The 24035-nt window shown below is 52.0% G+C and carries 18 protein-coding genes, 1 tRNA gene and 1 pseudogene; 13 read left to right on the plus strand and 7 right to left on the minus strand.

Translation table 11 applies throughout. The features are described 5' to 3' along the window. Window positions 1–5: 5 nt before the first annotated feature. Together RIC19_RS16880 and RIC19_RS16885 are read right to left on the minus strand one after the other, a co-directional pair. Window positions 6–761: an outer membrane lipoprotein-sorting protein gene (locus RIC19_RS16880; protein ID WP_350179522.1), complete on the minus strand. Its 756-nt coding sequence runs from the start codon at window positions 759–761 to the stop codon at window positions 6–8. Between the two features lie 21 nt (window positions 762–782). Further along, window positions 783–1334 (minus strand): TetR/AcrR family transcriptional regulator, encoded by a 552-nt coding sequence (locus RIC19_RS16885; RefSeq protein ID WP_350179523.1) that lies wholly within the window; start codon window positions 1332–1334, stop codon window positions 783–785. A gap of 327 nt (window positions 1335–1661) precedes the next feature. Here RIC19_RS16885 and metF point away from each other — a divergent pair, with 327 nt between their 5' ends. From metF to RIC19_RS16915, 7 genes and pseudogenes are all read left to right on the plus strand, one after another. After that, entirely contained in the window at window positions 1662–2618 is a 957-nt protein-coding gene (metF, locus tag RIC19_RS16890; protein ID WP_350179524.1) for a methylenetetrahydrofolate reductase [NAD(P)H], read from the plus strand. 62 nt (window positions 2619–2680) lie between these two features. Then, window positions 2681–5179 (plus strand): M14 family zinc carboxypeptidase, encoded by a 2499-nt coding sequence (locus RIC19_RS16895; RefSeq protein WP_350179525.1) that lies wholly within the window; start codon window positions 2681–2683, stop codon window positions 5177–5179. A gap of 156 nt (window positions 5180–5335) precedes the next feature. After that, window positions 5336–6523, plus strand: a pseudogene (locus tag RIC19_RS25775) (trypsin-like serine peptidase); the annotation flags it as partial. Window positions 6524–6745: 222 nt separating this feature from the next. Further along, the gene (locus RIC19_RS25780; RefSeq protein ID WP_502930846.1) at window positions 6746–8542 is read left to right on the plus strand and encodes a T9SS type A sorting domain-containing protein; all 1797 of its coding nucleotides are present in this window, start codon (window positions 6746–6748) and stop codon (window positions 8540–8542) included. A 31-nt stretch (window positions 8543–8573) separates the two neighbouring features. Further along, window positions 8574–9845 (plus strand): fumarylacetoacetase, encoded by a 1272-nt coding sequence (fahA, locus tag RIC19_RS16905; protein ID WP_350179527.1) that lies wholly within the window; start codon window positions 8574–8576, stop codon window positions 9843–9845. A gap of 12 nt (window positions 9846–9857) precedes the next feature. Beyond that, window positions 9858–11306 (plus strand): D-alanyl-D-alanine carboxypeptidase/D-alanyl-D-alanine endopeptidase, encoded by a 1449-nt coding sequence (gene dacB, locus RIC19_RS16910; protein WP_350179528.1) that lies wholly within the window; start codon window positions 9858–9860, stop codon window positions 11304–11306. Between the two features lie 70 nt (window positions 11307–11376). Further along, window positions 11377–12102, plus strand: coding sequence for a class I SAM-dependent methyltransferase (locus RIC19_RS16915; protein ID WP_350179529.1), 726 nt, complete (start codon window positions 11377–11379; stop codon window positions 12100–12102). A gap of 5 nt (window positions 12103–12107) precedes the next feature. Here RIC19_RS16915 and RIC19_RS16920 read toward each other — a convergent pair whose 3' ends face one another. From RIC19_RS16920 to RIC19_RS16935, 4 genes are all read right to left on the minus strand, one after another. Next, window positions 12108–13376 carry an adenylosuccinate synthase gene (locus tag RIC19_RS16920; protein WP_350179530.1) on the minus strand — a complete coding sequence of 423 codons (1269 nt, stop codon included), beginning with the start codon at window positions 13374–13376 and terminating at the stop codon, window positions 12108–12110. Window positions 13377–13608: 232 nt separating this feature from the next. Next, window positions 13609–13956, minus strand: a complete 348-nt coding sequence (locus RIC19_RS16925; protein ID WP_350179531.1) for an STAS domain-containing protein — start codon at window positions 13954–13956, stop codon at window positions 13609–13611. An 18-nt stretch (window positions 13957–13974) separates the two neighbouring features. Continuing rightward, entirely contained in the window at window positions 13975–14475 is a 501-nt protein-coding gene (locus RIC19_RS16930; protein WP_350179532.1) for a Fur family transcriptional regulator, read from the minus strand. A gap of 23 nt (window positions 14476–14498) precedes the next feature. After that, complete coding sequence (locus RIC19_RS16935; RefSeq protein WP_350179533.1) at window positions 14499–16733, minus strand: RelA/SpoT family protein; 2235 nt, start codon at window positions 16731–16733, stop codon at window positions 14499–14501. Between the two features lie 515 nt (window positions 16734–17248). Between RIC19_RS16935 and RIC19_RS16940 the strand changes: the two genes are divergently transcribed. The 5 genes from RIC19_RS16940 to RIC19_RS16960 all read left to right on the plus strand — a co-directional run bounded on the left by RIC19_RS16940 (window position 17249) and on the right by RIC19_RS16960 (window position 21899). Continuing rightward, window positions 17249–17330: transfer RNA gene (locus tag RIC19_RS16940), tRNA-Leu, on the plus strand. Between the two features lie 249 nt (window positions 17331–17579). Next, the gene (gene tig, locus RIC19_RS16945; protein WP_350179534.1) at window positions 17580–18989 is read left to right on the plus strand and encodes a trigger factor; all 1410 of its coding nucleotides are present in this window, start codon (window positions 17580–17582) and stop codon (window positions 18987–18989) included. Window positions 18990–19166: 177 nt separating this feature from the next. Beyond that, a complete protein-coding gene (locus tag RIC19_RS16950; RefSeq protein ID WP_350179535.1) occupies window positions 19167–19886 on the plus strand; it encodes a ClpP family protease in 720 nt (239 codons plus the stop codon). A gap of 99 nt (window positions 19887–19985) precedes the next feature. After that, window positions 19986–21245 carry an ATP-dependent Clp protease ATP-binding subunit ClpX gene (gene clpX / locus RIC19_RS16955; protein WP_350179536.1) on the plus strand — a complete coding sequence of 420 codons (1260 nt, stop codon included), beginning with the start codon at window positions 19986–19988 and terminating at the stop codon, window positions 21243–21245. 69 nt (window positions 21246–21314) lie between these two features. After that, window positions 21315–21899: a CopD family protein gene (locus tag RIC19_RS16960; protein WP_350179537.1), complete on the plus strand. Its 585-nt coding sequence runs from the start codon at window positions 21315–21317 to the stop codon at window positions 21897–21899. Between the two features lie 91 nt (window positions 21900–21990). Here RIC19_RS16960 and RIC19_RS16965 read toward each other — a convergent pair whose 3' ends face one another. Then, the gene (locus tag RIC19_RS16965; RefSeq protein WP_350179538.1) at window positions 21991–22593 is read right to left on the minus strand and encodes a hypothetical protein; all 603 of its coding nucleotides are present in this window, start codon (window positions 22591–22593) and stop codon (window positions 21991–21993) included. A 361-nt stretch (window positions 22594–22954) separates the two neighbouring features. Here RIC19_RS16965 and RIC19_RS16970 point away from each other — a divergent pair, with 361 nt between their 5' ends. Continuing rightward, window positions 22955–23887 carry a ribose-phosphate pyrophosphokinase gene (locus RIC19_RS16970; protein ID WP_350179568.1) on the plus strand — a complete coding sequence of 311 codons (933 nt, stop codon included), beginning with the start codon at window positions 22955–22957 and terminating at the stop codon, window positions 23885–23887. Window positions 23888–24035 lie beyond the last annotated feature (148 nt).

Genomic DNA, 24035 nt, shown 5'->3' on the forward strand with positions numbered 1-24035 from the left:
GTTTTTTACTTTACGCGCTTCATATTCTGAATGGAAAAGAACGACAGCTCCATGGGCTCGTTAAAGTCCAGGCTAAGGTACTCCAGGCGGGTTTTATGCCCTTCCTCATCAGCAGGCACCACTTCCATGACAGAAGGGATGAGCCGGCCGTCCATTTCTTTGACCTGCTTCCCGTAAATGGTTTGTGCCAGATAGCCGTCTTCGTCAAAAAATTCGCTCTTCAACTGCAAGTATTCCTCTTTGCTGATCCAGCTGATGATCTCGCCCCAAACAACCGGCGCATCCGGTTTGGGCGTCAGCTTGATTTTATAGCAGGCCAGCCCTTCAATGGTATCTGTGCCCAGCAGTTCGTGCTCGTAGTCTGTTACGATACTGGACTCCCGCACCAGGTCATCGTTTTTGAAGTCAGAGCCCATCCAGGACTGCATCATCATGGAAGGCGGCATTTTGATGGTCCGGTCGATGGTCGGCTGCCAGTTCCAGATTTCATTTTCGCGCTTGAGAAAAGCCGTGCCTTTATCGCGAGCGGGCGCCATCACCACGATGAGGGAATACTCCGTGCCTTTGCCCCAGCTCTTGAGTGTCATTTCCCGCTCCCAGGTGGGGCGGATGATGCTCATCTTGATAGAAGCGATGTTGGACTCGCCCCGCATCTTTTCATCCGCTTTTTGGATAATTTCTTTTGCAGTCGGGTCATTAGCTGCCATCAGCACTCCGCCAATCAGCGGCATCAGCAATAGCAACAGCAGTATGTGTTTCATGTAAATGATATTTTTCGTCGGTTATTGATCGAGGTACGGTTTGAGTACCCTTTCTTTCATTCGGTCCAGTGGGTAGCCATCGGGCATTTGCACAAACTGCAGCGCAATACCGTCCATGACTGCGCTGAAGTACATGGCTTCTTCCTCAGGTTTATTTACGCCCAATTGTTGGAATACTGCAATGATTTTCGCCATGGCCGTGCCTTGTTTTTCCATCAGTTGCGGCATAATCCCCTCCAGAATATCCTGCTGAAAAGCCAGTGCCGTCAGCAACCGCCAGAAAATGGGGTCTTTTTGCAGCAGGGACAGGGTCCCTTCTGTAAAAGCCCTGAGCTGTGCCTGCGGGCTGCTGTTTTGGGCCAGCGCCTGTTCCAGCAAAGCTTCCCCTACCTCCACGGCATGCAAAATAATGAAGTGCAACAACGCTTCTTTGCTTTCAAAGTAGTTGTAAAGCAGGCCTTTGGAAACCCTCGCTGCCAGGGCGATCTGAGCAATAGAGGTACTATGGTAGCCCTGCTCCCCAAATAGCCTCAGGGCCGCATTCGCGATATTTTCCATGCTTTGGTGCCGCATGGCTTCAAACTGTTTTTTGCTGCGTGGCGACATAAGCTAATCCAGGCATTTTCCTTCGTAAGAACGATGTTGTTAAAATATTGACCAAACGTTCAGTCAAAAATATTCAAAAAAGCAGCGTAGTCAAAAAACCCACGCCCAAAGTGTGTTTAAATCCGGCCAATAGCACCAAAATACCGACAAACGGACCAATGGGCAGCAAGAAGCACGGTGCTGCTTGTCAAAGCGGTGCAACTTTTCAGCTTATGACAGAGATATGTGGCATTTTACCGGAGCAGTGCTTAGCTTTGCCGTGTTTTTCGCGAGAGCGCAAACTGAAAATCACGCATGAAAGTCACAGAATACTTCGAAAAAGCCAACGGGCAAACCCTTATTTCCTTTGAGGTCCTGCCTCCGCTGAAAGGCGGCAGTATGCAGGCCATCTTTGATACCCTCGACCCCCTCATGGAATTCAAGCCGCCCTTTATCGATGTTACCTACCACCGGGAGGAGTTCATCTATAAAATGCGCTCCAGCGGGTACTACGAGAAGACGGCCATCCGCAAGCGACCGGGGACAGTGGGCATCTGTGCGGCAATCATGCACCGCTATGGCGTTGATGCTGTACCTCACCTCATCTGCGGTGGTTTCACCAGAGAAGATACAGAGAACGCTCTCATCGATCTCAATTTCCTGAATATCAACAACGTCCTGGCTCTGCGCGGCGATGCCCGTAAGTTTGACGGCAAGTTCATCCCTGAAGAGAACGGCCACCCTTACGCCATCGACCTCGTAAAGCAGATTGCTGAAATGAATGAGGGCAAATACCTGGACTCCAATATTGAAAAAGGGGCAAAATCAGATTTCTGCATCGGCATTGCAGGTTATCCGGAAAAGCACTTTGAAGCGCCAAATATGGATGCCGATATGGAGTTCACTAAAGCTAAAATCGAAGCCGGAGCCGACTACATCGTCACCCAAATGTTCTTCGACAACCAAAAGTACTTCGACTACGTCGAAAAATGCCGGGCGAATGGCATTCAGGTACCCATCGTACCCGGCTTGAAGCCCATGACCAAAAAGTATCAGCTCAACGCCCTGCCCAGGATTTTCCACATTGACCTGCCCGATGAACTGGTAAGAGGCCTGCGGGATGCAAAGGATGCGGAAGCACGCCGTCAGGTGGGCATAGAATGGTGCATACAGCAGTCCAAAGAGCTCAAAGCTGCTGGCGCTCCCTGCCTGCATTACTACACGATGGGCGACTCCGAAACCATCCGGCAGATTGCAGAAGCCGTTTATTAAGCCGGAGTGAAAGGATAAAATTATTAGTTTTGCGGGCTAATTAGTGTAAAATCCAATCCCGCATGAGTTCCCGATTCCTGCTATTTTGGGCAGCTTTGGTGCTGCCTGTCGTCCTGAACGCCCAACTGTTGTCCCCCTCTGAGTTCCTGCCGTATCAGCACGGTGCGCAGTTTACGCCCCACCACGTGGTTGTAGATTATATGGAGCACGTTGCGGCACAAAGCCCAAGAGTACAACTTGAGCAGTATGGCACCACCAATGAAGGGCGCCCTTTGCTGCTCCTGACCATCTCTGACCCTGCCAACCTGTCTCGTATAGAAGATATTCGGAAGAACAACCTTCGCCGGGCCCGTCAGATAGAAGGAGCCCCGGACGCCAGCCTGGACAAAGCGATAGTCTGGCTGAGCTTCGGTGTACACGGCAATGAAGCCGGCGCTACCGAAAGCAGCATGAGCGTACTGTACGAACTGGCCCGGGAAGATAATCCTGAAACCCGTACGTGGCTGGAAGGCACTATCATACTGCTGGACCCCGCCCTCAATCCCGATGGGTATGCCCGGTATACAGAATGGTACCGCCGGGTGGCACCGGTCATCAATACTCCGGAGCCTGCCACCCTCGAGCATCAGGAGCCCTGGCCGGGTGGGCGGGTCAACCATTACCATTTTGACCTCAACCGCGACTGGGCCTGGCAAACACAGGTGGAAAGCCAGCAGAGAATGAGCCGCTACCAGCAATGGATGCCGCATATACACGTTGATTACCACGAACAGTACCCGGATAACCCTTATTACTTTGCACCCGCTGCAGCACCCTACCACGAGCACATCACAGACTGGCAGTCTGACTTCCAGTACGAAATCGGGCAAAATCACGCTAAACACTTCGATCAAAACGGGTGGCTGTATTTTACCCGCGAGGTTTTTGATTTGCTATACCCCAGCTACGGTGATACCTACCCTACGTTCAATGGGTCTGTTGGTATGACTTACGAGCAAGCAGGCCATGGGATTTCAGGCCGGGGGATACTTATGGAAAACGGGGATACCCTTACACTGAAGGACCGGATTGCGCACCATACAAAAACGGCACTCTCCACTGTAGAAGTAGCTTACCGGTCGAGCGCTGCGCTACTGGAAAAGTTTGGAGCCTACTTTGATCAAGCGCTGCGGGACCCCATGGGCGAATACCGGTCTTATGTCATCAGTAAAGATAATCCGGTGGGGAAATTGAAAGCACTGGCGAGGCTGCTCGACCACAATAATATTCAGTACGGCACTGCAACCGAAAACCGCAAGCTTTCTGCCTTTGACTACCAAAGCGGCAAAAAAGCAAGCGTATCGGTGGAGAAAGGCGACTTGATCGTCAGCGCTTATCAACCGCAGTCTACCCTTGTCCAGGTCTTGTTTGAGCCAGCGCCAAAGCTGGAAGACTCTCTGACCTACGACATCACCGCCTGGGCGCTACCCTATGCCTACGGGCTAAAGGCATTGGCCAGCAGCGAAAAAATCAATGCCGATACCGGTTACGAATTCCCTGTTGCCAAGCCCGTCACTGAAGAACGCGCTTATGCCTATGTCTCTGCCTGGACATCCATAGCGGATGCCCGCTTCCTGGCCGCCTTGCAACGGCAGGGTATCAAGGTGCGCTACGCTACGGCTTCCTTTGGTATTCAGGGCGAAGACTACACAGGGGGCACCCTGGTTATCACTCAGGCCGACAACCGTAAAATGCCGGATTTTGACGATCAGGTGAGGCTGGTTGCCAAAGAATACGGGCAACAGATCAGAGCCTTAAGAACCGGGTTCTCTGACGAGGGCTTTGACCTGGGCTCTGATAATCTGAACTTCCTGAAACCGCTTAAAGTAGCCCTGTTTGCAGGCAGCTCCGTAAGTGAAAGCAATTATGGAGAAGTATGGCATTTTTTCGAGCAGGTCCTCGAACACCCTCTTTCCCTACTGCCGGCTGATAACCTGGCTTCCACAGACCTCAACGAATACAACGTCATTGTCCTGGCAGAAGGGCGCTACACCATTGACGAACCGACCAATCAGGCACTGCAACGGTGGATGCGCGAAGGCGGCCGCCTGATTGCCCTGGGCAGCGCCAATCAGGTCCTGGTGGGCCAACCCGGCTTCAGTCTTTCCAAAAAAGAAGCCGAAAAGAGCGTGGAAGCGGTCACCACTCCTGAACCCTACGGCGGCAGTAGCCGGAGGGCTATTTCCAATTACATCCCCGGCGCTATCTTCCCGGTTAAGGTGGACACCACCCATCCACTGGGATTTGGCCTGGGGAGCACCTACTACAGCCTGAAAACATCAGGTGCAGCATTTAACCTTCTGGACCAGGGATGGAGCATCGGCTATCTGGAAAGCCCGCTAACGCCCATTGGTTTTGCCGGCAGTCAGGCTGTAAAACAACTAGAGAACACGCTGGTATTCGGCATCGAAAACAAAGGCAGGGGCGCTGCCATCTACCTGATCGACAATCCTTTGTTCCGTGGTTTCTGGGAAGAAGGCAAACTGTTGTTCTGCAATGCCCTCTTCCTCGCCGGGCAGTAGCAAAAGGAGTGTCGGCAATTGCGCTTAATAGCTATCCCTGATTGCCTGCAATGCGGAATTGTAGTACATTGCCTGTAGCTCAGCATACCATGAGAAAACTATAGAACACACAGCATGCATCATCGTCTGCTATATCTATTGGCCCTGATCGTTCCAATGCAAGCCTTTGGACAACGAACCGTCCCTGTATCAGGGGCGTCCCCCCTTGCAGCTGTGCCAGTGGTCGCTTTGCCTGCGCTGGACAATGAAGCTTTGCTACAAACTGAACTGGACAGCCGAAGCCCCGACCGGGCACCACGTTTTGCGCAACGACGGTCAGTAGATATCCGGCCGGCCGATACCGGGCTTTGGGAAAGCCTGCCCGGAGGCTATGAGCTTTGGCGGCTCCGTATTCAATCGCCCGGTGCCCATTCCATCAACCTGGGCTTCACCGAATACTACATGCCGCGCGGCGGACAACTCCTGCTCTATGACCCATTGCAAACGGAGACCCTTGGCCCCTTCACCCCCTCTGATAACGAAGGCCACCAGCAATTATGGACACCAGTGCTTGGTGGAGACGAACTCGTACTTGAGGTAGTCGTCCCGACCGAAGAGCGCGCCAACCTGCGCCTGCGCCTGACTAGTATCAACCACGACTTCCTCAACTTCTATGGCGTCACCACAGGGGCCTGCCATCTCGACGTCCTCTGTGGGGAAGCGAATGGCTGGGGCATTGTAGACCTCTACCGGGATATCATTCAATCGGTAGCGGTATACGGGACAGGAGGGGAGACCTTCTGTACCGGCGCACTGATCAATAACACGGCCAATGACTGCCGGCCCTATTTCCTTTCCGCTTTCCATTGTGATGTGACCCCATCAGAAGCCCCTTCGGTGGTCGTGTACTGGAACTTTCAAAACAGCTTCTGCCGCCAACCAGGCACCGTTGCCAGCAGCAACCCTGGCAATGGCTCCCTCAACAACTTTAATACCGGAGCGACATACCGGGCCGGCTATCAACCTTCTGATTTTGTGCTGCTGGAACTGGATGACCCCATCCCGGCTTCGTCGCAAGCTTATTTTGCAGGCTGGTCGCGGGAAGCCACGCCCCCACAGGATACTGTGATCTGTGTACACCATCCGGACGGTGCAGAGAAACGAATCAGCTTTGCCTTCAATGATACTTACCCGGGCATGTGGGGCAATGGCAATCAGGAGGTACCTAACGGCAACCACCTGATTGTGCCGGACTGGAGCGTGGGCAGCACGGAGGTCGGCTCATCGGGTGCGCCTCTGTTCAATAAACAAGGCCGGATTGTGGGGCAATTGCACGGTGGCGGCGCAAGTTGCAGCAACGACCAATACGATGCCTTTGGCTGGATCCGGTCGAGTTGGGAAGGCGGTGGCACATCTACCTCCCGCCTCAGGGACTGGCTGGCGCCAAACGGAGAGAATTTATTCTTCCTGGAAGGCCGTTGGCTGTCCAGTTGCAACGCTTCGATTTTTATTGAGCCGGCGGTCACGGCTATTTGCATTCCCGGTACGGCCAATTTCGAAATCGAAATTGCGGAGGCTTTCACCGGCATGGTAGACCTCGAGGTCAATGGGTTGCCTGCAGGGGTGGACTATAGCCTGAGCACCGGAAATATTTTTGGCGGCAGCACCGTAACGCTTACCCTTAATGCCTATGGCAACAACCTGACTACAGGGCTCCTCAGCTTCTCCGTCACTGCTACAGATGAATACAACTCCGTGACGGAGCCGACCTCTATTTTTCTGGTAGCAGAGGCCCCTCAAACCGTCCTCACTCAAAACCCGGCCCCCGAAGCAGTTGGGGTGTCTTTAGCGCCGGTCTTTTCCTGGTCGGCTTCCGCAAATGCGACAGGCTACGATTTACAGATTGCAGCCGATGCTGGTTTTAACAACCTGTTGGCCTCGCTTTCCAATCTGGCCAATACCACTTACCAAAGCACAAACCTCGAACCCTACAGCAGCTACTACTACAGAGTCCGGGCCAGAAACCTTTGCGGCCCCGGAAACTGGTCTGATGGCGTGCGCTTCCGCACCTCTGCCATCCGCTGCCAAACGGTCAACGCTACCGACATCCCCCTTACCATCTCCAGCAGCAGCCCTAATACCATTTCCTCTGCCCTGGACCTGGACATAACAGGCTCTATTGGTTCTGTAGCATTGCGTAATATCGACATCGAGCATACCTACGTAGGTGACTTATCCGGGATGCTGCGCTCGCCGGGAGGCTCCGCAGTACAGCTCTTTGACCGCCCCGGCTTCCCATTGATCCCCTTTGGCTGCTCCGGTAACGACCTCTTCCTGCATTTCTCTGATGATGCTGACGCCAGCCCCTTTGACCTGGAGGGCACCTGTGGCAACGAGCCCGCTATTGCCGGCGAATTCAGGCCCGGCACGCCCCTTTCCTCCTTAATTGGCGAAGTAGCAGCCGGCGAATGGCAGCTCATCTTATTCGATAATTTCAGCCAGGACGGGGGGCAATTAAAAAACTGGGAGCTGGAGATTTGCACCACCTACCCTCCTGCCCCGGAACTGTTCCTGGAAAGCGATGTCCTGGAAGCCTGCACCAACCAAACTGAAACATTTGAGTTCTTTGTCGGCACTGGTTTTGAACAGCCTGTAACACTCGGCATTGCAGGCCTACCCGATGGCATTGCGGCCACTTTTGAACCCGAAGTAGCCCTGCCCGGCACCTTTGCCACACTCACGCTGGACAGCATGTATTCAGCTACCCAAAACGACATCATCATCTATGGTGGAGATGGTACGGCCTACCACTTCTGTGAGTCAGAGCTCCATATCAGCAGCCCGCCCAATGCGCCAATATTACTTACCCCCGATGATGCTTCGCCGGTTTTCCAGGGGGAGCAATCTTTCTCCTGGTCGCCTTCAGTAGGAGCAGATAGTTTCCGGCTGGAAATCAGTACGGATACGGCGTTTCAGGCCTTAGCGTTTAGCAAAACCGTGACACAGCCCTACTTTTCCTTGTCTGCCGAGCTGGACGCCGGCCAATATTACTGGCGGGTGAGTGCCCTCAACCGATGCGGAGCGGCGTACAGTTCGATCTACTCTTTCTTCAAAGAAGGGGCAGCTACTGCGGCACGAGACGAAGGTACAGTCACCCGCGCCCGGGTCTTCCCCAACCCGACTTCCGGTTTGCTGCAAATCAGGCTGCCCTTGGGGGCTAACACCGCCAAAATGCAGCTCCGCAACGCGCAGGGGCAATGCATACAGGAACAGCCCATCGGCGCATGGAGCACACTGAAGCTCGACCCGTTGCCCGCAGGCTTGTACTGGCTCTACCTCCAAATGGGCGATCGGGTGGAGGTCCACAAAGTGGTGCTGCAGTAATTTTCCTACATTTGCCCAAAACCAAATTGTAATGATAAAAGCAAACGATCCTAAGCTTAAATCATGGGTGCCCGTACCCGAGGGCAGCGATTTCCCGATCCAAAACCTGCCTTTTGGGGTATTCAAGACCCCGGGCCTGCTGCCCAGAATATGTACGGCAATCGGGGATCAAATTGCCGATTTGCAGGTTTTGTCAGAGCATGGCTTCTTCGATGACCTTGATATACCCCGGGAGGTCTTTGCCCAACCGACCCTCAATGACTTCATAGCGCTGGGCAAAACGAAAACCCGTGCGGTACGCAACCGGATTTCTGAAGTCCTGGATGATGACCTCGAAGATTGGGATGCCAGTCAGCTTGCAGATTACTTCCTGCACCCGCAAAATGAAGTAACCATGCTCCTGCCGGTGGAGGTAGGCGACTATACCGACTTTTACTCCAGCCGGGAGCATGCCACTAACGTCGGCACCATGTTCCGGGGCAAGGAAAACGCCCTCATGCCCAATTGGCTCCACTTGCCGGTTGGCTACCACGGGCGGGCTTCCTCCATCGTAGTTTCCGGCACACCGGTACGCCGTCCAATGGGGCAGCAAATTCCACAGGATGCCGATCAGCCGGTTTTCGGACCCTCCAAACTGCTTGATTTTGAGCTCGAAATGGGCTTCGTGGTGGGCCAAAGCACGGCGCTTGGCAGCCGGGTAGGCGTAGCGGATGCCGAAAAGTATATCTTTGGGATGATGCTCTTCAATGACTGGTCGGCACGCGATATTCAGAAATGGGAATATGTGCCGCTTGGGCCTTTCCTGGGCAAAAGCTTTGCTTCTACCCTCTCCCCATGGATTGTCACGCTGGATGCCCTTGAGCCTTTCCGGACCACCGGCCCCAAGCAAGACCCGGAGCCACTGCCGTATCTGAAGACGGAAGGCGCTCATACTTTTGATATCAATATCAGCATGGCAATCAGGCCGGAAAACGGAGAAGAAAAAACCGTTTGTGCGTCCAACTTCAAGTACCTGTACTGGACCATGGCGCAACAGTTGGCACATCATACCGTCAATGGCTGCAATCTCCGGGTGGGTGATATTATGGCTTCCGGTACCATTAGCGGGCCCGATGCGTCTTCCTATGGCTCGATGCTGGAGCTGACCTGGCGGGGTACCAAACCTATCGCTATGCCCGATGGCAGTGAGCGTAAGTTTATTCACGACGGGGACACGGTCACGATGCGCGGTTACTGTGCGCACAATGGCCTGCGGATTGGCTTTGGTGAAGCAGCCGGAAAAGTATTGCCTGCTCAACCCTAAAATAGCTTCCTTATGTACCGATATCTCATCGCAGCCCTGTACCTGCTCAGCTTCGGGTGGGAGGCTGGTGCACAAAGCAGCTGGCAGAAAGCCGCTGACCAGTTGGCCAGCCACCCGGCACTGAAACATGGCAGCATCAGCCTCTGTGTCATCGATATTGCATCCGGCAAAACGGTAGCTCAGGTTGATCCGGGCCTCAGCCTCAAACCGGCGTCCAACCTGAAGGTCCTTACCACCGGAAGCGCCCTGTCCCTGCTCGGCCCCGGTTACCGGTTTTCAACAGCCCTACAATACGAGGGCGTGCTCAACAAAAGCGGCGTACTGGAAGGCAGCCTCTACCTACAGGGCAATGGCGACCCTACACTGGGCTCTCCCCTGCTCGAGGCCGCCACTGGCCCGGAGGAGACCCTGCGGCTATTCCGTCTGGCTGTGCAACGGGCCGGCATCCGCCACGTCAAAGGCCCTATCATTGGTGATGCTTCTGCTTTCGGGTCGCAGGCCTACTGCCGCACCTGGCAGTGGGAAGATATGGGCAATTACTACGCTGCCGGGGCCTGGTCCCTAAACTGGCACGAAAACCTGCACGAACTGCATTTTGAACAAACGGCTGAGGGCCGGCAGCCCCGTATTACCGGCACCACGCCCTCCGTCCCCGGACTATCCTTCCAAAACGAGGTAACTTCCGGTAGCCCCCGCTCCGGCGATAATGCCTATATTTTTGGAGCACCCTACCAAATGGAGCGCTATGTACGGGGCAGTATACCCGCTGGCAGTGGGGTGTTCACCATCAAGGGGGCACTGCCTGACCCTCCTTTGCTCTTTGCCCAACTACTACAACAAGAACTGGCAGGCGTTGGTATTCTTTGCAGCGGGGCCAGCCGGCAATTCTCACCACCGGCACGGGAGCGGACGACCATTTACACCCATTACTCCCCCACCCTCGCCAGTATTGTGGAACGGACCAACATGGAGAGTGTTAACCTCTACTGCGAAGCGATGGTGCGGGCGATGGGTTGGGAAAAAGCACAAGAAGGCAGTTATGCCGCTGGCCATAAAGCGATACAAGCTTACTGGGAAGAACGTGGGCTGAGCTGGGAAGGTGTTTTCCTGGACGATGGCAGTGGCTTGTCTGAAGGCAACGCCGTATCCGCAAGATTTCTGGCCGCTTTCATGCGTAAAATGGCGATAGGCCCTCCTGCTGTTTTTGAACCCTTTGAGGCCTCCCTACCGGTAGCCGGCCGTAGCGGCTCCCTGAAGAATACGCTCAAGGGGACTGCTGCCGAGGGGCGGCTACTGGCCAAGACCGGCACGCTGGAGCGCGTCCGTGCCCTAACAGGCTATGCCACCACCCGAAGTGGGCAGCGCCTCGCTTTTTGCATTATCCTCAACCGTTATGAGGGGCCGGGAGGAACCGTACGGAAGGCTATGGAGCAGTTTCTGCTCTCCCTCTGCGAAGAGTAAGCCGCGCCCGGGTAAAGTGCATCGTTATGATTAAATCAGGTTTACTAACTTTGGTAGAAATAACTTCTATATGCGATACCGACTACTGCTTTTTCTGCTGGTCCTGACTTCGGCCATGATCTGGTCCTGTCAGCCCTCTGCTTCTTCGGAGCAAACCGGGACTTCAGCAAATACACCTGCCACTGAGCCCGCTCCCAATGCACCGGAAGACACCATCCCGGAAACCAAGGCACTGGTGAAGGAAAAAGAGATGTACGAAAATACCAACCGGATGGTCTGGCAAAAGCCGGAGATGATCCTTAGTATGCTGGGGGATTTGGAGAATAAGACCGTAGCCGATATTGGCGCCGGGACCGGCTTTTTTGCCAAGCGCCTTACCCAAAAGGCAGCGAAGGTCATCGCAATTGATATTGATCAGCGCTTTCTCAACTATATCGATAGCGTCAAGGTACTGGAAATGGACGAAACTGCTGCCCGCCGACTGGAGACACGGCTGGCATCCCCTACACACCCGAATCTGGCTCCCGAAGAGGCTGACGTCATCATGATTGTCAATACCTTCATGTACATACAAGACAAAGACAGTTACCTCAAAACGCTCCGACAGTGCCTTTCAGCAAACGGGACTTTGATGATTGTCGACTTTAAGCGAAAGCGCACCAATATTGGGCCGCCTTCTGCCATACGGCTGCCGTTGTATGAGCTGGAGGAAATGATGTACGAGAACGGCTATACAAACATAAAAACCAATGACACCGTTCTTGACTATCAATACATCATTACCGCAAGGAAATAGCAGCGTTACTTGACGATGAGTTTTTCGCGTTCCGGGCCGGTGGAAATCATGGAAACTTTGACGCCCAGCTGTTCCTCTATGTAGTAGACATAGTCTTTAGCCGCCTGGGGCAACGCCTCAAAAGTGGTGATGTTTTCAAGTGTGGTTTCCCAGCCTTTGTGTGCCTCGAAGATAGGCTGAATATCCTGGTCACAGATATCGTAAGGTAAAAGCTGAGTTTGCTGCCCATCTATCCGGTAGCCTACACCCGCCTGAATTTCTTCAAACGCATTCAGCACATCAATTTTAGTCATGACGATTTGGGTTACGCCATTTACCATGATGGTGTAGCGCAATTGCGGCAGGTCTATCCAACCGCAGCGGCGGGGCCGCCCGGTCGTCGCACCAAACTCTCCGCCTTCGGCACGCAGGCGCTCACCGGTTTCATCGTGCAGTTCAGTGGGGAAAGGGCCTGAGCCCACCCGTGTACAGTAGGCTTTGGTGATGCCGATGACTTCGCCAATTTGGCTTGGGGCTACTCCTAAACCTGTGCAAACACCGGCTGAAATGGTATTGGAAGAGGTCACAAAGGGATAAGTACCATAATCGATATCCAGCATAGAGCCCTGTGCGCCTTCGGCCAGGATTTTTTTGCCCTCCTTCAGCGCCTCGTTAATGTAGTATTCGCCATCAACCATCAGGAGTTGCCGAAGTACATTGAGGGATTCCATCCAGCGGGCCTCTTCCGCCTCCAGGTCAAAATCGGTAGGCGGGTAGATTTCCAGCAGGCTGAGGTGTTTATCTTTTAGCGCCTGGTAACGCTCCATGAAGTTGGCACGGGCGATATCCCCTACCCGTAAGCCATTACGGCCCGTTTTGTCCATGTAGGTAGGCCCGATTCCTTTTAAAGTAGAGCCGATTTTCGCCTTGCCTTTCGCATTCTCAGAAGCGGCGTCCAGCAGCCGGTGGGTAGGCAAAATCAGATGAGCCTTTTTAGAGATGAACAGGCGGTCCGCAAAGCTGACCCCGGCATCACGCAGCTTATCAAGCTCTTTGGACAGGGTGATTGGATCGATGACGACCCCGTTGCCGATCAGGTTTTTCTGAGCAGGCCGAAAAATGCCGGAAGGTATAGTGTGGAGCACAAATTTCTTCCCATCAAATTTTAGGGTATGCCCAGCATTGGGGCCGCCCTGAAAGCGGGCTACTATATCGTAATCGGATGCCAGGTAATCAACAATTTTACCTTTTCCCTCGTCGCCCCATTGCAGCCCGAGGATCACGTCAATCGCCATTTTGTTTTGATTTAGAAACCCGGCGGGCCCAATGGGCGGACCGGGTTGTTTTCGTTTTCTAACAAAGGGAGCAAATTAACAAAACCTGACGGAATACCCGTATCCGGCAGGTTTAATAATCCTAAGTTTTCTATTCTCTGGTTCACAGGGCGGGGCATCACGTCACTTTAAGCCCTGCAAGACAGGCGGGTAGAAAGACGGCTCTGTTTGGTCTTTTGCCCAAAAGTGAGCATCAGTTTTGCTGCACTTCCTGCAACGCTTGTTCTACGGAAGCAGTCATAACAAACATTGGCGTCAGCTTGGTCATATCGAGCAGGCTTTTAACCTTTTCGGAAACATTGGCGACCACAAGCCCCCCACCTTTCTCTTTGGAGCGGGCACGCATGGTGAGCAGGAAGTTGAGCCCAACGCTATTCATGTATTCAATAGCCCCCAGGTCTACCACAAAGGAGGAATACCCTTCGCTAAGCTTGTGCTCAACAGCTTTGATGATTTCTCGATTCGCATGCTCACTCAGGAGGTCTTTAATCTGTAAAACCTGAATGCCGTCTTGTTCGGCCAGGGAGTAGTTTAGGTTCATGGGTGCAGTAGATGTTTCTTACGATTTGGCAGCCTCAGCGTCTGTATTTACCCCCGTAGTGCGGGGGCAGGCACCATCGCATTGTCCGTATAGATTAAGAGAGTGGTGAGTGATTTTGAACTTTAGCAGCTCTCCCATCATACTCTTGATTTGCTGAATGCGTGGATCACAAAACTCCAAAACCTTCCCACAATCAACGCAGATGAGGTGATCGTGTTGTTTATAACCGTAGGACTTCTCGTACTGCGCCAGGTTTTTGCCAAATTGATGCTTTTTGACCAGGTCGCAATTCACCAGTAATTCCAAGGTATTATAAACCGTAGCCCGGCTTACCCGATAATTTTGGTTTTTCATGTGGATGTAGAGCGCTTCTGCATCAAAATGGTCAGTCCGTTTGTAGATTTCTTCCAGGATTGCAAAGCGTTCCGGCGTCTTCCGAAAGTTGTTTTGCTCCAGGTGGGAAGCAAAAATATTCTTTACTTCCTTGATGATTTCCTCTTGTGTTCTGCCCGCGCTCATATCCAATAACTTGTTGCAAAAAATTATTCTACTCTCGTAACAGTTGAGATGTTCTCTAAGTTCTTGAGCCCCTGAATCGCCATGTACAGCTGATCGGTATTCTTCACCAACAGGCTAACCTGCCCCGTAAAGTAGCCCTCATCGCCTTCGATGCTGAAAGAGCGGATGTTAAGCCCAAGGTTGGTTGAAATGCTGTGCGTCAACCGCTCAATCACCCCGGGCCCATCATCAATACCTGTAATCTTCAGATTAACTACGAAAGTAGAATTGGTTGTGGACACCCAATCCGCTTTCATGACCCGGTAACCGTAGTGGGCGATCAAATTAGTGGCATTGGGGCAATTAGAACGGTGGATTTTAAGCCCGGCATTAGCCGTAAGGTACGCAAAAATAGCGTCTCCCTGTACTGGATTACAGCAACTGGCAAAGGAATATTCAAACCGCTCCGCCGGCTCTCCATTGATGAGCAGGCGCGGTTTATCTGTAATTTTCTGACGGCGCTTTTTCGGCAGGTCTTCTGGTGCCCGCTCTACCTGCACTGGTTTTTCAGGGACTTCTGCCAGATGGCGGGAGCCATCGTTGTAAACTTCGACCTGATGGGTTTTCAGGATATCATTGAGATGGAGCTCCCCTGTAGCAATGGCAAAGTACAAATCCACGTGAGAGGTGGTGTCGTAAAACTTCACCAGTTGCTCTACAGCCTCCTCGAAGTCTACCTTTAACGGCTTAAGCTTGCGCTCCAATGCTTCCCGTCCGACTTCCCCCTGCTGCCGGCGCTCCTCTTTCATAGCAGAGCGGATCTTGGAGCGGGCCTTACCCGTTGTGATCATCTTCAGCCAGTCTTCGGTGGGGTGCTGCTTTTTATTGGTAATGACCTCAAGCTGATCCCCGTTGCGGAGTTCGTAGCCCATGGGCACGATGCGGTTGTTCACCCGAACGGCCTGGCAATGATACCCGACATCAGAATGGATACCAAAGGCAAAGTCCAACGCAGTAGCGCCTTTCGGCAAAATACGCATATCGCCTTTAGGAGTATAGACAAAAACTTCTTCGTTGAAGAGGTTGTTGGATTTGAAATCACCAAGAAACTCTACCGCGTCAGTTTGCGGGTCCTCCAGGATTTCACGGACACTATCCAGCCAGCGCTCGTAAAGGTCCGGGTTCCGGGATACGCCCTTGTACTTCCAGTGCGCAGCAAAGCCTCGCTCGGCAATTTCATCCATACGTACGGAGCGGATTTGCACCTCCACAAAGCGGCCCTTCGGACCAATAACGGTAGTGTGAAGAGATTCATAACCATTCGACTTCGGCGTGGTAATCCAGTCTTTGAGACGCTCGGGGATAGGCGTGTGCACATCCGTAACGATCGAGTAAATCTGCCAGCAAATTAACCTTTCCTGTTCGATGGGCACCTCCACAATAATCCGCACCGCGAAGAGGTCATAAATTTCTTCGAACGGGACATTCTTATTTTTGATCTTATTCCAGATGGAGTAAATCGACTTGGCCCGCCCGACGATTTGGTAGTGGGGGCCGAGCTCATCGAGTTTCTTCTTCAGGGGCTCAATAAATGCAGCGATATAGTCTTCTCTGGACCGCTTCGTTTCAGCGAGTTTACGGGCAATCTCCCGGTAGTCATCCGGGTCTGTAATTTTCATACAGAGGTCGAGGTACTCTGTTTTGACGTTGTACAAGCCCAGGCGGTGAGCAAGTGGTGCATACACATAGCTCGTCTCCGCAGCAATTTTCAACTGCTTGTGGCGGGGCATCGCGCCCAGGGTACGCATGTTGTGCAGGCGGTCCGCCATCTTAATGAGGACCACGCGGACGTCATCAACCAGTGTACTCAGAACCTTACGAAAGTTTTCGGCCTGCGGGCTCTCTGCGTTATAGGCACTATCCAGCTTTGTCAGCCCATCCACAATTTTAGCAATCCGTATTCCAAATTGTTTGCGGATGTCGTCCAGGGTGACATCCGTATCTTCTACAACATCATGGAGCAGGGCACAAATGATAGCAGTTGGCCCGAGGCCTATCTCATCTGCGCAGATCTTCGCAACAGCGATGGGGTGGAGAATGTAAGGCTCCCCGGACTTTCGCCGCTGGGCAGCGTGCGCCTGCACTGCCAATTCATAGGAGGCCCGGATATTTACCCGGTCTTCTTTTGACATATCAGACTTAATAGACCGGAGCAAATCGCGGTACGCCCCCTGTATGAGCTGTTTTTCTTCGTTATTTCCGATTAATACCTCTGCCATAATCTTTTGTGTCCTGCTGGATTAGTAATTTGTTAGTTCACCTATACAGATTTGATTCGCTTCTTATTAAAACGCATGGACGGCCCTTATCGTCCACTTTCAGCTTTGACTTTCACAAATATTTAATATTCAACGACATATATAAAAAAACGTTTCATCTTGCCAGACAAGAAATAGCGTTTTATTTATACCGCTGCTTCTACAGCAAAAAGCCTTCACTTCTGCCATTAGTCAAAAAAAGGTAATAGGGCTTTTTGGTAGGGAGTGTTTAGAAGTGCTATTTGAGCCTGTTGGCAACCTGCACATACAAATCTAATAAAAAGAATACCGTTTTCACCCTACTTTTCGCTTAGTATCCTGGGATGTATTTCATCAGCAATGGCAGGATTTATTTTTTTCCTGATCATATAGTAGTTTCCGAACAAAAACCTTATCTTTGCCGCTCATTTAGTACAATGTGGCAACTCACAGGCGCTAAACGTAGCCCTAAAGCCTGATGAGCAGCCGACTTTAAAGCGGGTGTGGCGAAATTGGTAGACGTGCTAGACTTAGGATCTAGTGCCTTACGGCGTGGGGGTTCGAGTCCCTCCACCCGCACAAAAAATGAACAGGCAGCTTTTGTCATGAGTTGCAATCCTGAAAATACCAGCGAGCGTGGTTTGTGTGTTTTACACAAAAAACATCAATGCCCGCTGATCGCAAAGGCTGCATGAGCGCTTACCGGTTATGCAGCCTTTATTATTCATACCCGACAACCAAGCATTCAAACTTTCACTTCGGGTCACGGGTTCTCACAAACGTTTAGAGCCTGCATCTTTACATTGAATTCATCAAACGCCAAGCGTTATGCCAAAAGTCGAACACGAAAATATCGACAACCTGAATGCCGTACTCACGGTAACGCTCGAAAAAAGCGACTACGAGTCTAAATTTAAGACGGAACTCAACAAATACCGCAAGCAAGCCAATATGAAGGGCTTCCGTAAAGGAAAAACCCCGGCTTCCGTACTCAAAAAGATGTATGGTAAAGGCGTACTGGCGGATGTCATCAACGAGATGCTCCAACAAGAGCTCTACGACTACCTGACCAACAACGATATCAAAATACTGGGGCAACCCCTCCCTTCCGCAGATCAGGAACTACAAGACTTTGACCTGAAAACGTTTCGGGACTATGTGTTCAAGTTTGACCTGGGGCTCGCTCCCGATTTCGAAGTGGAAGGTGCCGACGAAAACACGACTTTCGAAAAGATGGCCGTTGACCCTTCAGAAGAAATGGTTGATGAAGACCTGCAGGCCGCCCGCAAGCGCAGCGGCGAACGCAAAGCGGTCGAGGAAGAAATCCGCGATAACGATATGGTGAAGCTTGAAATCGTTGAGCTGGATGGGGAGACGCCCAAAGAGGACGGCATCACTTCCGAATTCAGCCTGCTCATCGGTCAAAACACCAATGAGGACCTGAAGAAGACGCTGTCCGAGAAGAAGCAGGGCGACAAGCTCAAAGTAGACCTCCTGAATGTGGAAGAAGGGCGGGACGAAGACTATGCCCGTAAGTACTACCTCAACATGGACGAGGAAGACGAACGAACCTTCAACAACGAATTTGAAGCCACTATTGCGGAAGTGACCCGCATCGCTCCGGCTGAAATGGACCAGGAATTCTTCGATCAAAATTTCGGCGAAGGCGAAGTAAGCTCAGAAGAAGAAGCACGCGAAAAAATCCGTGAGCGAATCACCGGCTTTTACAACAGTCAGGCCGAGGCGCTGATGTCCCGGGACATACAAGAGAAACTGCTGGAACTGAACCCGATGGAATTCCCCGAAGGCTTCCTGAAGCGTTGGATGAAATCCAACAACGAGGAAGTAGAGGCGGAAGTGATCGAAAAAGAGTATGACCACTTCGAAAAGAACCTTCAATGGTCGCTGATCCGCAATAAGCTGGTGGAGCGCTTTGGAATTGAAGTGGGCAACGAGGATCTCGTAGAAGCGGCACGCAACCGTATCCGTCAGTACTTTGGTGGACAGTCGATGCCGGGCATGGAGCAGATCGTTGACAGTACTGCGCAGCGCATCCTTCAGGACCAAAAGCAGGTAGAGCAGCTGTACGAAGAGGTGCTCACCGACCGTACTTTTGATGCCTTGATTAAGAACGTGAAAGTAGCGGAAAAGAAAGTCAGCCTGGAGGTGTTTGAAGAAGCCGTTAAGGCGGCGCAAGCAGCCAATGCACCGGCTGCTCTTGCAGAGGAAGAAGAATAAGCTGTGCTGAAAAAGACTTGGGCCGCGTGCTGGTTGAGTATTTTCTGATATTTGACCGGTATCTCCAAGTCTTTTTTTCATTTGTTCAACCGCAGGGCACCTGTTTTGTTACTACAGGTGATATTCAAACCGCATTGGAGTTTTTTTCTCCAGAAAAGATCTTAAAGCAAAAAGCGCATGTTCCAGAAGAACGAATTCATGAAGTATGCTACCAAGCACCTTGGCATGAGTAGCATGCACCTCGAAAAATACATCGACCAGGCCACTCCAATGGGCATGGGTGCTGGCCCTAACGTACAAGGTTTCACGACCGCCATTATCGACGAGCGCATCAAGAACGTCTTCCCAATGGACGTCTTCTCCCGCTTGATGATGGACCGTATCATTTTTATGGGCGTACCCGTAAATGATTACGTAGCCAATGTCATTCAGGCCCAGTTGCTCTTTCTCGAATCTGATGACCCTAAGCGGGATGTACAGATGTTCATCAACAGCCCGGGCGGTAGCGTAATCGCCGGGCTCGGCATCTACGACACCATGCAGTACATCGCACCCGATGTGAACACCATTTGCACCGGCCTTGCGGCTTCCATGGGTGCCGTGCTGCTCACTGCCGGTGAGAAAGGCAAACGGACCTGCCTGCGCCACAGCCGGGTAATGATCCATCAGCCACTCGGTGGTATGCAGGGACAGGTTACTGACATGGAAATTTCCTATAAGCTCATCAAGGATCTGCAAAAACAACTGTATGAAATCCTTGCTCAGCACACCGGGCAGCCTTATGATAAGATCGAAGAGGACTGCGACCGTGACAACTGGATGACCGCAGAGATGGCCAAAGAATACGGCCTGATTGACGAAGTACTGGACCGCAACAGCCCACGTAAAGAAATGTAAGTCACAGAGGGGCGAACCACATCAATAGCGGTTCGCCCTATCTCTTTTTGAGCACACCGGCTTGACTGAATCAGCTGGCGTAATTTTAAAAAGCAGCGTATGCGAAAAAGCAAACAAAGCTACCGTTGTTCCTTCTGCGGAAGGGACAAGTCAGAAGCACTTATCCTCATCGCCGGTATCGACGGGCACATTTGTGAAGTGTGTGTGGAACAGGCAGGGGAAATCATTGAAGAGGAACTCTACGGCGGTAAACGTAAAGAAGAAGGCGAGCAACAACAAGACTTTTTGCTGCCTGACAAAATTACTCCGCTGGAAATAAAGGACCACCTCGACGAATACGTTATCGGGCAGGATGAAGCGAAGAAGTTTCTTTCTGTAGCGGTTTATAACCACTACAAACGCCTTCGGCAACATCGCAACGATGACATTGAAATCGAAAAGTCAAATATCGTTTTTGTAGGGCAGACCGGTACCGGTAAAACACTCCTTGCGAAAACCATTGCCAAGTTTCTGAACGTGCCTTTCTCTATCGTGGATGCAACCGTATTCACAGAGGCTGGCTACGTTGGCGAAGACGTGGAAAGCATCCTGAGCCGTCTGCTGCAAGTCTGCGACTACGATGTAGCTGCCGCTGAAAAGGGCATTGTTTACATTGATGAGATCGACAAAGTAGCGCGCAAGAGCGATAACCCATCTATCACCCGCGATGTTTCCGGCGAAGGCGTACAACAAGCTATGCTGAAAATGCTGGAAGGCACGGATGTCAATGTACCTCCTCAGGGCGGCCGCAAGCACCCTGAGCAGAAACTGGTTAAAATCAATACCAGCAATATCCTCTTCATCTGTGGTGGTGCTTTTGACGGAGTAGAGAAGATCATTGCCCGCCGGGTGAACACCCACGTCATTGGCTTCAAAAACAAAGAGGCTACTGCGGAGGCAATAGACCGTACCCGGCTGCTACAGTATATCAGCCACCAAGACTTGCGTGGTTTTGGCCTGATCCCTGAATTGCTGGGCCGTTTGCCGGTACTGGCGTACCTCGAACCACTTGACCTGGATGCACTCAAGAGCATTCTGGTGGAGCCGCGCAATGCACTCATCAAGCAGTATCAGAAACTGTTTGACCTGGAAGGCATCAAACTCGAGTTTTCGGAGGATGCCATTGAGTTTATCGCGGAGAAAGCGCTGGACTTCAACCTCGGTGCACGGGGGCTGCGCTCCATTTGTGAAGCGGTCATGACTGACGCCATGTTTGAACTACCTTCCAGAAAGGACGTCGACCGGTTTAAAATCACAAAGGAATACGCTGAAGAAAAACTCAGCCGTTCCAAAATCAGCAAACAACTGAAGGCTGCCTAAAAGCAGTTGACTCTAAAGAAGGGCACCGCAAACTGCAGGTGCCCTTCTTCATTTCAAAACAGCTGGTTTATGGCCAACGCATTATTTTTCTTCAAAGCTCTGCACGTTGTTGGGTTTGTTTCCTGGTTTGCCGGTCTGTTTTACCTGGGCCGTATCTTTGTATACGACGAGGAAGCCTCCGGCAAAGCAGAGCCTGCACGCCGTACATTAAAAGAACAATTCAACCTCATGGAGTGGCGGGTCTACCGCATCATTTGCAATCCGGCGATGATGATTACCTGGGCTGCCGGGCTGATTATGCTTGCGCTGGGCTGGTTTTCGCCCCTCGTCCCCAACTACCTCACCTCCGGCACACCGGGATGGATGCACCTCAAGCTATTGCTCCTGGTGCTTATGACCGTTTACCACCTCTGGAACAAGCGTATCATCCGCCGGATGGAACAGGGCGAGCGGCCCTTCTCCTCTTGGCAGTACCGGCTGCTCAATGAGATGCCCACCCTCTTTCTGATTGCCATTTCCTATATTGCCGTCTATGGCAAAGCCGGCACACTGAATTACCTTTATCTCGTAGGTGGAATGGCCGTATTTATTGGCCTGATTTTTCTGGGGGCCCGTACCTATAAAAAAGTACGAAAACGGAATGGTACGTTGTAAGGATACAGCGGAAAACCTGAAAAGAAAGCCCGGGTTGTATAGCCAAACTTCTCCCACGCAGCAGCCGAAGGCCCTGCATACGGGCGATTACCTACCTACCCAAGCCGTGCTCTTCGTGTGGGTAGCCCTTATCTTCCAGTGGCTCTACGACCAAAACCCGGCCCTCTTCAATGACATCCACCACACGGATAGAAGCGCCTTCGCGCAATTCCAGGCCTGCTGTCATCGCCTCTATTTCGTAGGGCATCCCTTTGACGTTGAGGTGAACAGTGCCAAAACCATTGCGGTGGGAAGGGACCCTGTACAAAACCCGGCCGGTAGATTGTACCAGCCGCTGAGGGTTGCTCAGCGCAGGCCGGGGTGCTAGCCGAAAGAGCATCAGGGTCACCCCTTTCGCCATAGCAGCGGCAATCAGCCCCGCAAGACAACCCATAATAATGGTTAGGGAGAGTGAGACACCGGCATAGGCAAACAACAAGCCTGCCCAACCAAAGAAAGTGATAAAGGTGAGCACTGTGCGCGGGTTCAGCACCCGGGCAAAGCGAGCGGTTGCTTCTGCTTCCGTGTCCGGGTCTATGAGGCTCATCACAATAAGGATCAGCAACAAGAGCGTGCCGGCAACAGCAATCAGCCACAAGCTCTGCTGTAGTGCAGATAAAGCTTCCCACCAATTTGAAAAAAATAGTCCTGGCATAAGCTGCAAGGTTTTGCCGGGCATTAGTTGATGAGGAACACCCGATGTACAATAATACGTGGACTTTCCCAAACCCGACAGATCCCTTCGACCAAGCCCACCTGATTTTCGGCGAAAGCCTGACACTGATCTCGTTTGGGATAAAAGGCAACTGACAGCGGACCTCCTGCCTCAAGTGCGGGCCTATTGTAAGAAATACGATTTCCCCTCCTCGCGCCTCAATCAAACCCCAAATTGGCTACGGCCGCTCCAAAAGCAAAATCCCACCAAGCTCTAAATCCTCGCCCTGATCTATGAAATACTACCTCAGAAATTTTACCTTTGTTCAAGGCATAACCCACGACAAATGATCAAAGGCCCAATGGTAGAAGTTAAACTCTTCTCAGGTACCACATCAGCGTATTTATCCAAAAGCATTGCCGATCACTACGGGCATCCGCTGGGAGATATCAACGTACACCGCTTCAGTGACGGGGAGATGCAGCCCGTCATCAATGAATCGGTACGCGGTGCATACGTATTCTTCATACAGTCTACTTACCCGCCCACTGAAAACCTGATGGAGCTGCTCCTGATGATCGATGCTGCCAAGCGGGCCTCTGCAGGCTATATCACGGCGGTCATCCCTTACTTTGGGTATGCCCGTCAGGACCGGAAGGACAAACCCCGCGTACCCATTTCCGCCAAACTGATTGCTAACCTGCTACATACTGCCGGAGCCAACCGCATCATGACGATGGACTTCCACGCAGATCAGATTCAGGGCTTCTTCGATATCCCGGTGGACCACCTCAAGAGCGAGGCCATTTACATCCCTTATTTCCAAAAGCAGGACCTCAGCAATACCATTTTTGCTTCTCCGGATGTGGGCGGCGTGAAGCGTGCCCGCACTTACGCCAAGCACTTCAGACGGCCACTTGTGATCTGTGACAAGTACCGCAAGCAAGCCAATGAGGTATCAGAGATGACTGTAATCGGAGATGTCGAAGGTGCAGATGTTATTCTGGCCGATGACCTCGTCGATACGGCAGGTACGCTGTGCCGGGCCGCTGCCATCCTGATGGAAAAAGGGGCTAAAAGCGTCCGTGCCATGTGCACCCACCCCGTACTGTCGGGGCAGGCCTACGAAAAAATAGAAAACTCCCACCTTGACGAGCTTCTCGTGTGCGATACCATTCCGCTAAAACAGGAATCCGAAAAAATAAAGGTGCTGAGTACCGCCAAGCTGTTCTCCCGGGCCATCCGAAATACGCACGAACACCGTTCTATTTCTGCCCTTTTTGTTGGGGATTAGGCCGGCCGCTATCTGATAAAACCTTTTCGATCAACTTTTTAGCCAATCAGTTTTTACTTTTTGGCTTGGAATACCTATCTTTGCGTGCCTTTTCAGGGCTAAATGTGTATTGAATACACTATTCATTGGAATACAGAAAAAGACAAAG

Source organism: Phaeodactylibacter sp., assembly GCF_040219495.1.
Lineage (GTDB): Bacteria > Bacteroidota > Bacteroidia > Chitinophagales > Saprospiraceae > Phaeodactylibacter.

What these genes read in the sequence shown, in the direction of transcription:
- RIC19_RS16880 (WP_350179522.1), bottom strand. Translation starts at nt 761, where the DNA reads ATGAAACACATACTGCTGTTGCTATTGCTGATGCCGCTGATTGGCGGA.
- RIC19_RS16885 (WP_350179523.1), bottom strand. Translation starts at nt 1,334, where the DNA reads ATGCGGCACCAAAGCATGGAAAATATCGCGAATGCGGCCCTGAGGCTA.
- metF (WP_350179524.1), top strand. Translation starts at nt 1,662, where the DNA reads ATGAAAGTCACAGAATACTTCGAAAAAGCCAACGGGCAAACCCTTATT.
- RIC19_RS16895 (WP_350179525.1), top strand. Translation starts at nt 2,681, where the DNA reads ATGAGTTCCCGATTCCTGCTATTTTGGGCAGCTTTGGTGCTGCCTGTC.
- RIC19_RS25780 (WP_502930846.1), top strand. Translation starts at nt 6,746, where the DNA reads ATGGTAGACCTCGAGGTCAATGGGTTGCCTGCAGGGGTGGACTATAGC.
- fahA (WP_350179527.1), top strand. Translation starts at nt 8,574, where the DNA reads ATGATAAAAGCAAACGATCCTAAGCTTAAATCATGGGTGCCCGTACCC.
- dacB (WP_350179528.1), top strand. Translation starts at nt 9,858, where the DNA reads ATGTACCGATATCTCATCGCAGCCCTGTACCTGCTCAGCTTCGGGTGG.
- RIC19_RS16915 (WP_350179529.1), top strand. Translation starts at nt 11,377, where the DNA reads ATGCGATACCGACTACTGCTTTTTCTGCTGGTCCTGACTTCGGCCATG.
- RIC19_RS16920 (WP_350179530.1), bottom strand. Translation starts at nt 13,376, where the DNA reads ATGGCGATTGACGTGATCCTCGGGCTGCAATGGGGCGACGAGGGAAAA.
- RIC19_RS16925 (WP_350179531.1), bottom strand. Translation starts at nt 13,956, where the DNA reads ATGAACCTAAACTACTCCCTGGCCGAACAAGACGGCATTCAGGTTTTA.
- RIC19_RS16930 (WP_350179532.1), bottom strand. Translation starts at nt 14,475, where the DNA reads ATGAGCGCGGGCAGAACACAAGAGGAAATCATCAAGGAAGTAAAGAAT.
- RIC19_RS16935 (WP_350179533.1), bottom strand. Translation starts at nt 16,733, where the DNA reads ATGGCAGAGGTATTAATCGGAAATAACGAAGAAAAACAGCTCATACAG.
- tig (WP_350179534.1), top strand. Translation starts at nt 17,580, where the DNA reads ATGCCAAAAGTCGAACACGAAAATATCGACAACCTGAATGCCGTACTC.
- RIC19_RS16950 (WP_350179535.1), top strand. Translation starts at nt 19,167, where the DNA reads ATGTTCCAGAAGAACGAATTCATGAAGTATGCTACCAAGCACCTTGGC.
- clpX (WP_350179536.1), top strand. Translation starts at nt 19,986, where the DNA reads ATGCGAAAAAGCAAACAAAGCTACCGTTGTTCCTTCTGCGGAAGGGAC.
- RIC19_RS16960 (WP_350179537.1), top strand. Translation starts at nt 21,315, where the DNA reads ATGGCCAACGCATTATTTTTCTTCAAAGCTCTGCACGTTGTTGGGTTT.
- RIC19_RS16965 (WP_350179538.1), bottom strand. Translation starts at nt 22,593, where the DNA reads ATGCCAGGACTATTTTTTTCAAATTGGTGGGAAGCTTTATCTGCACTA.
- RIC19_RS16970 (WP_350179568.1), top strand. Translation starts at nt 22,955, where the DNA reads ATGGTAGAAGTTAAACTCTTCTCAGGTACCACATCAGCGTATTTATCC.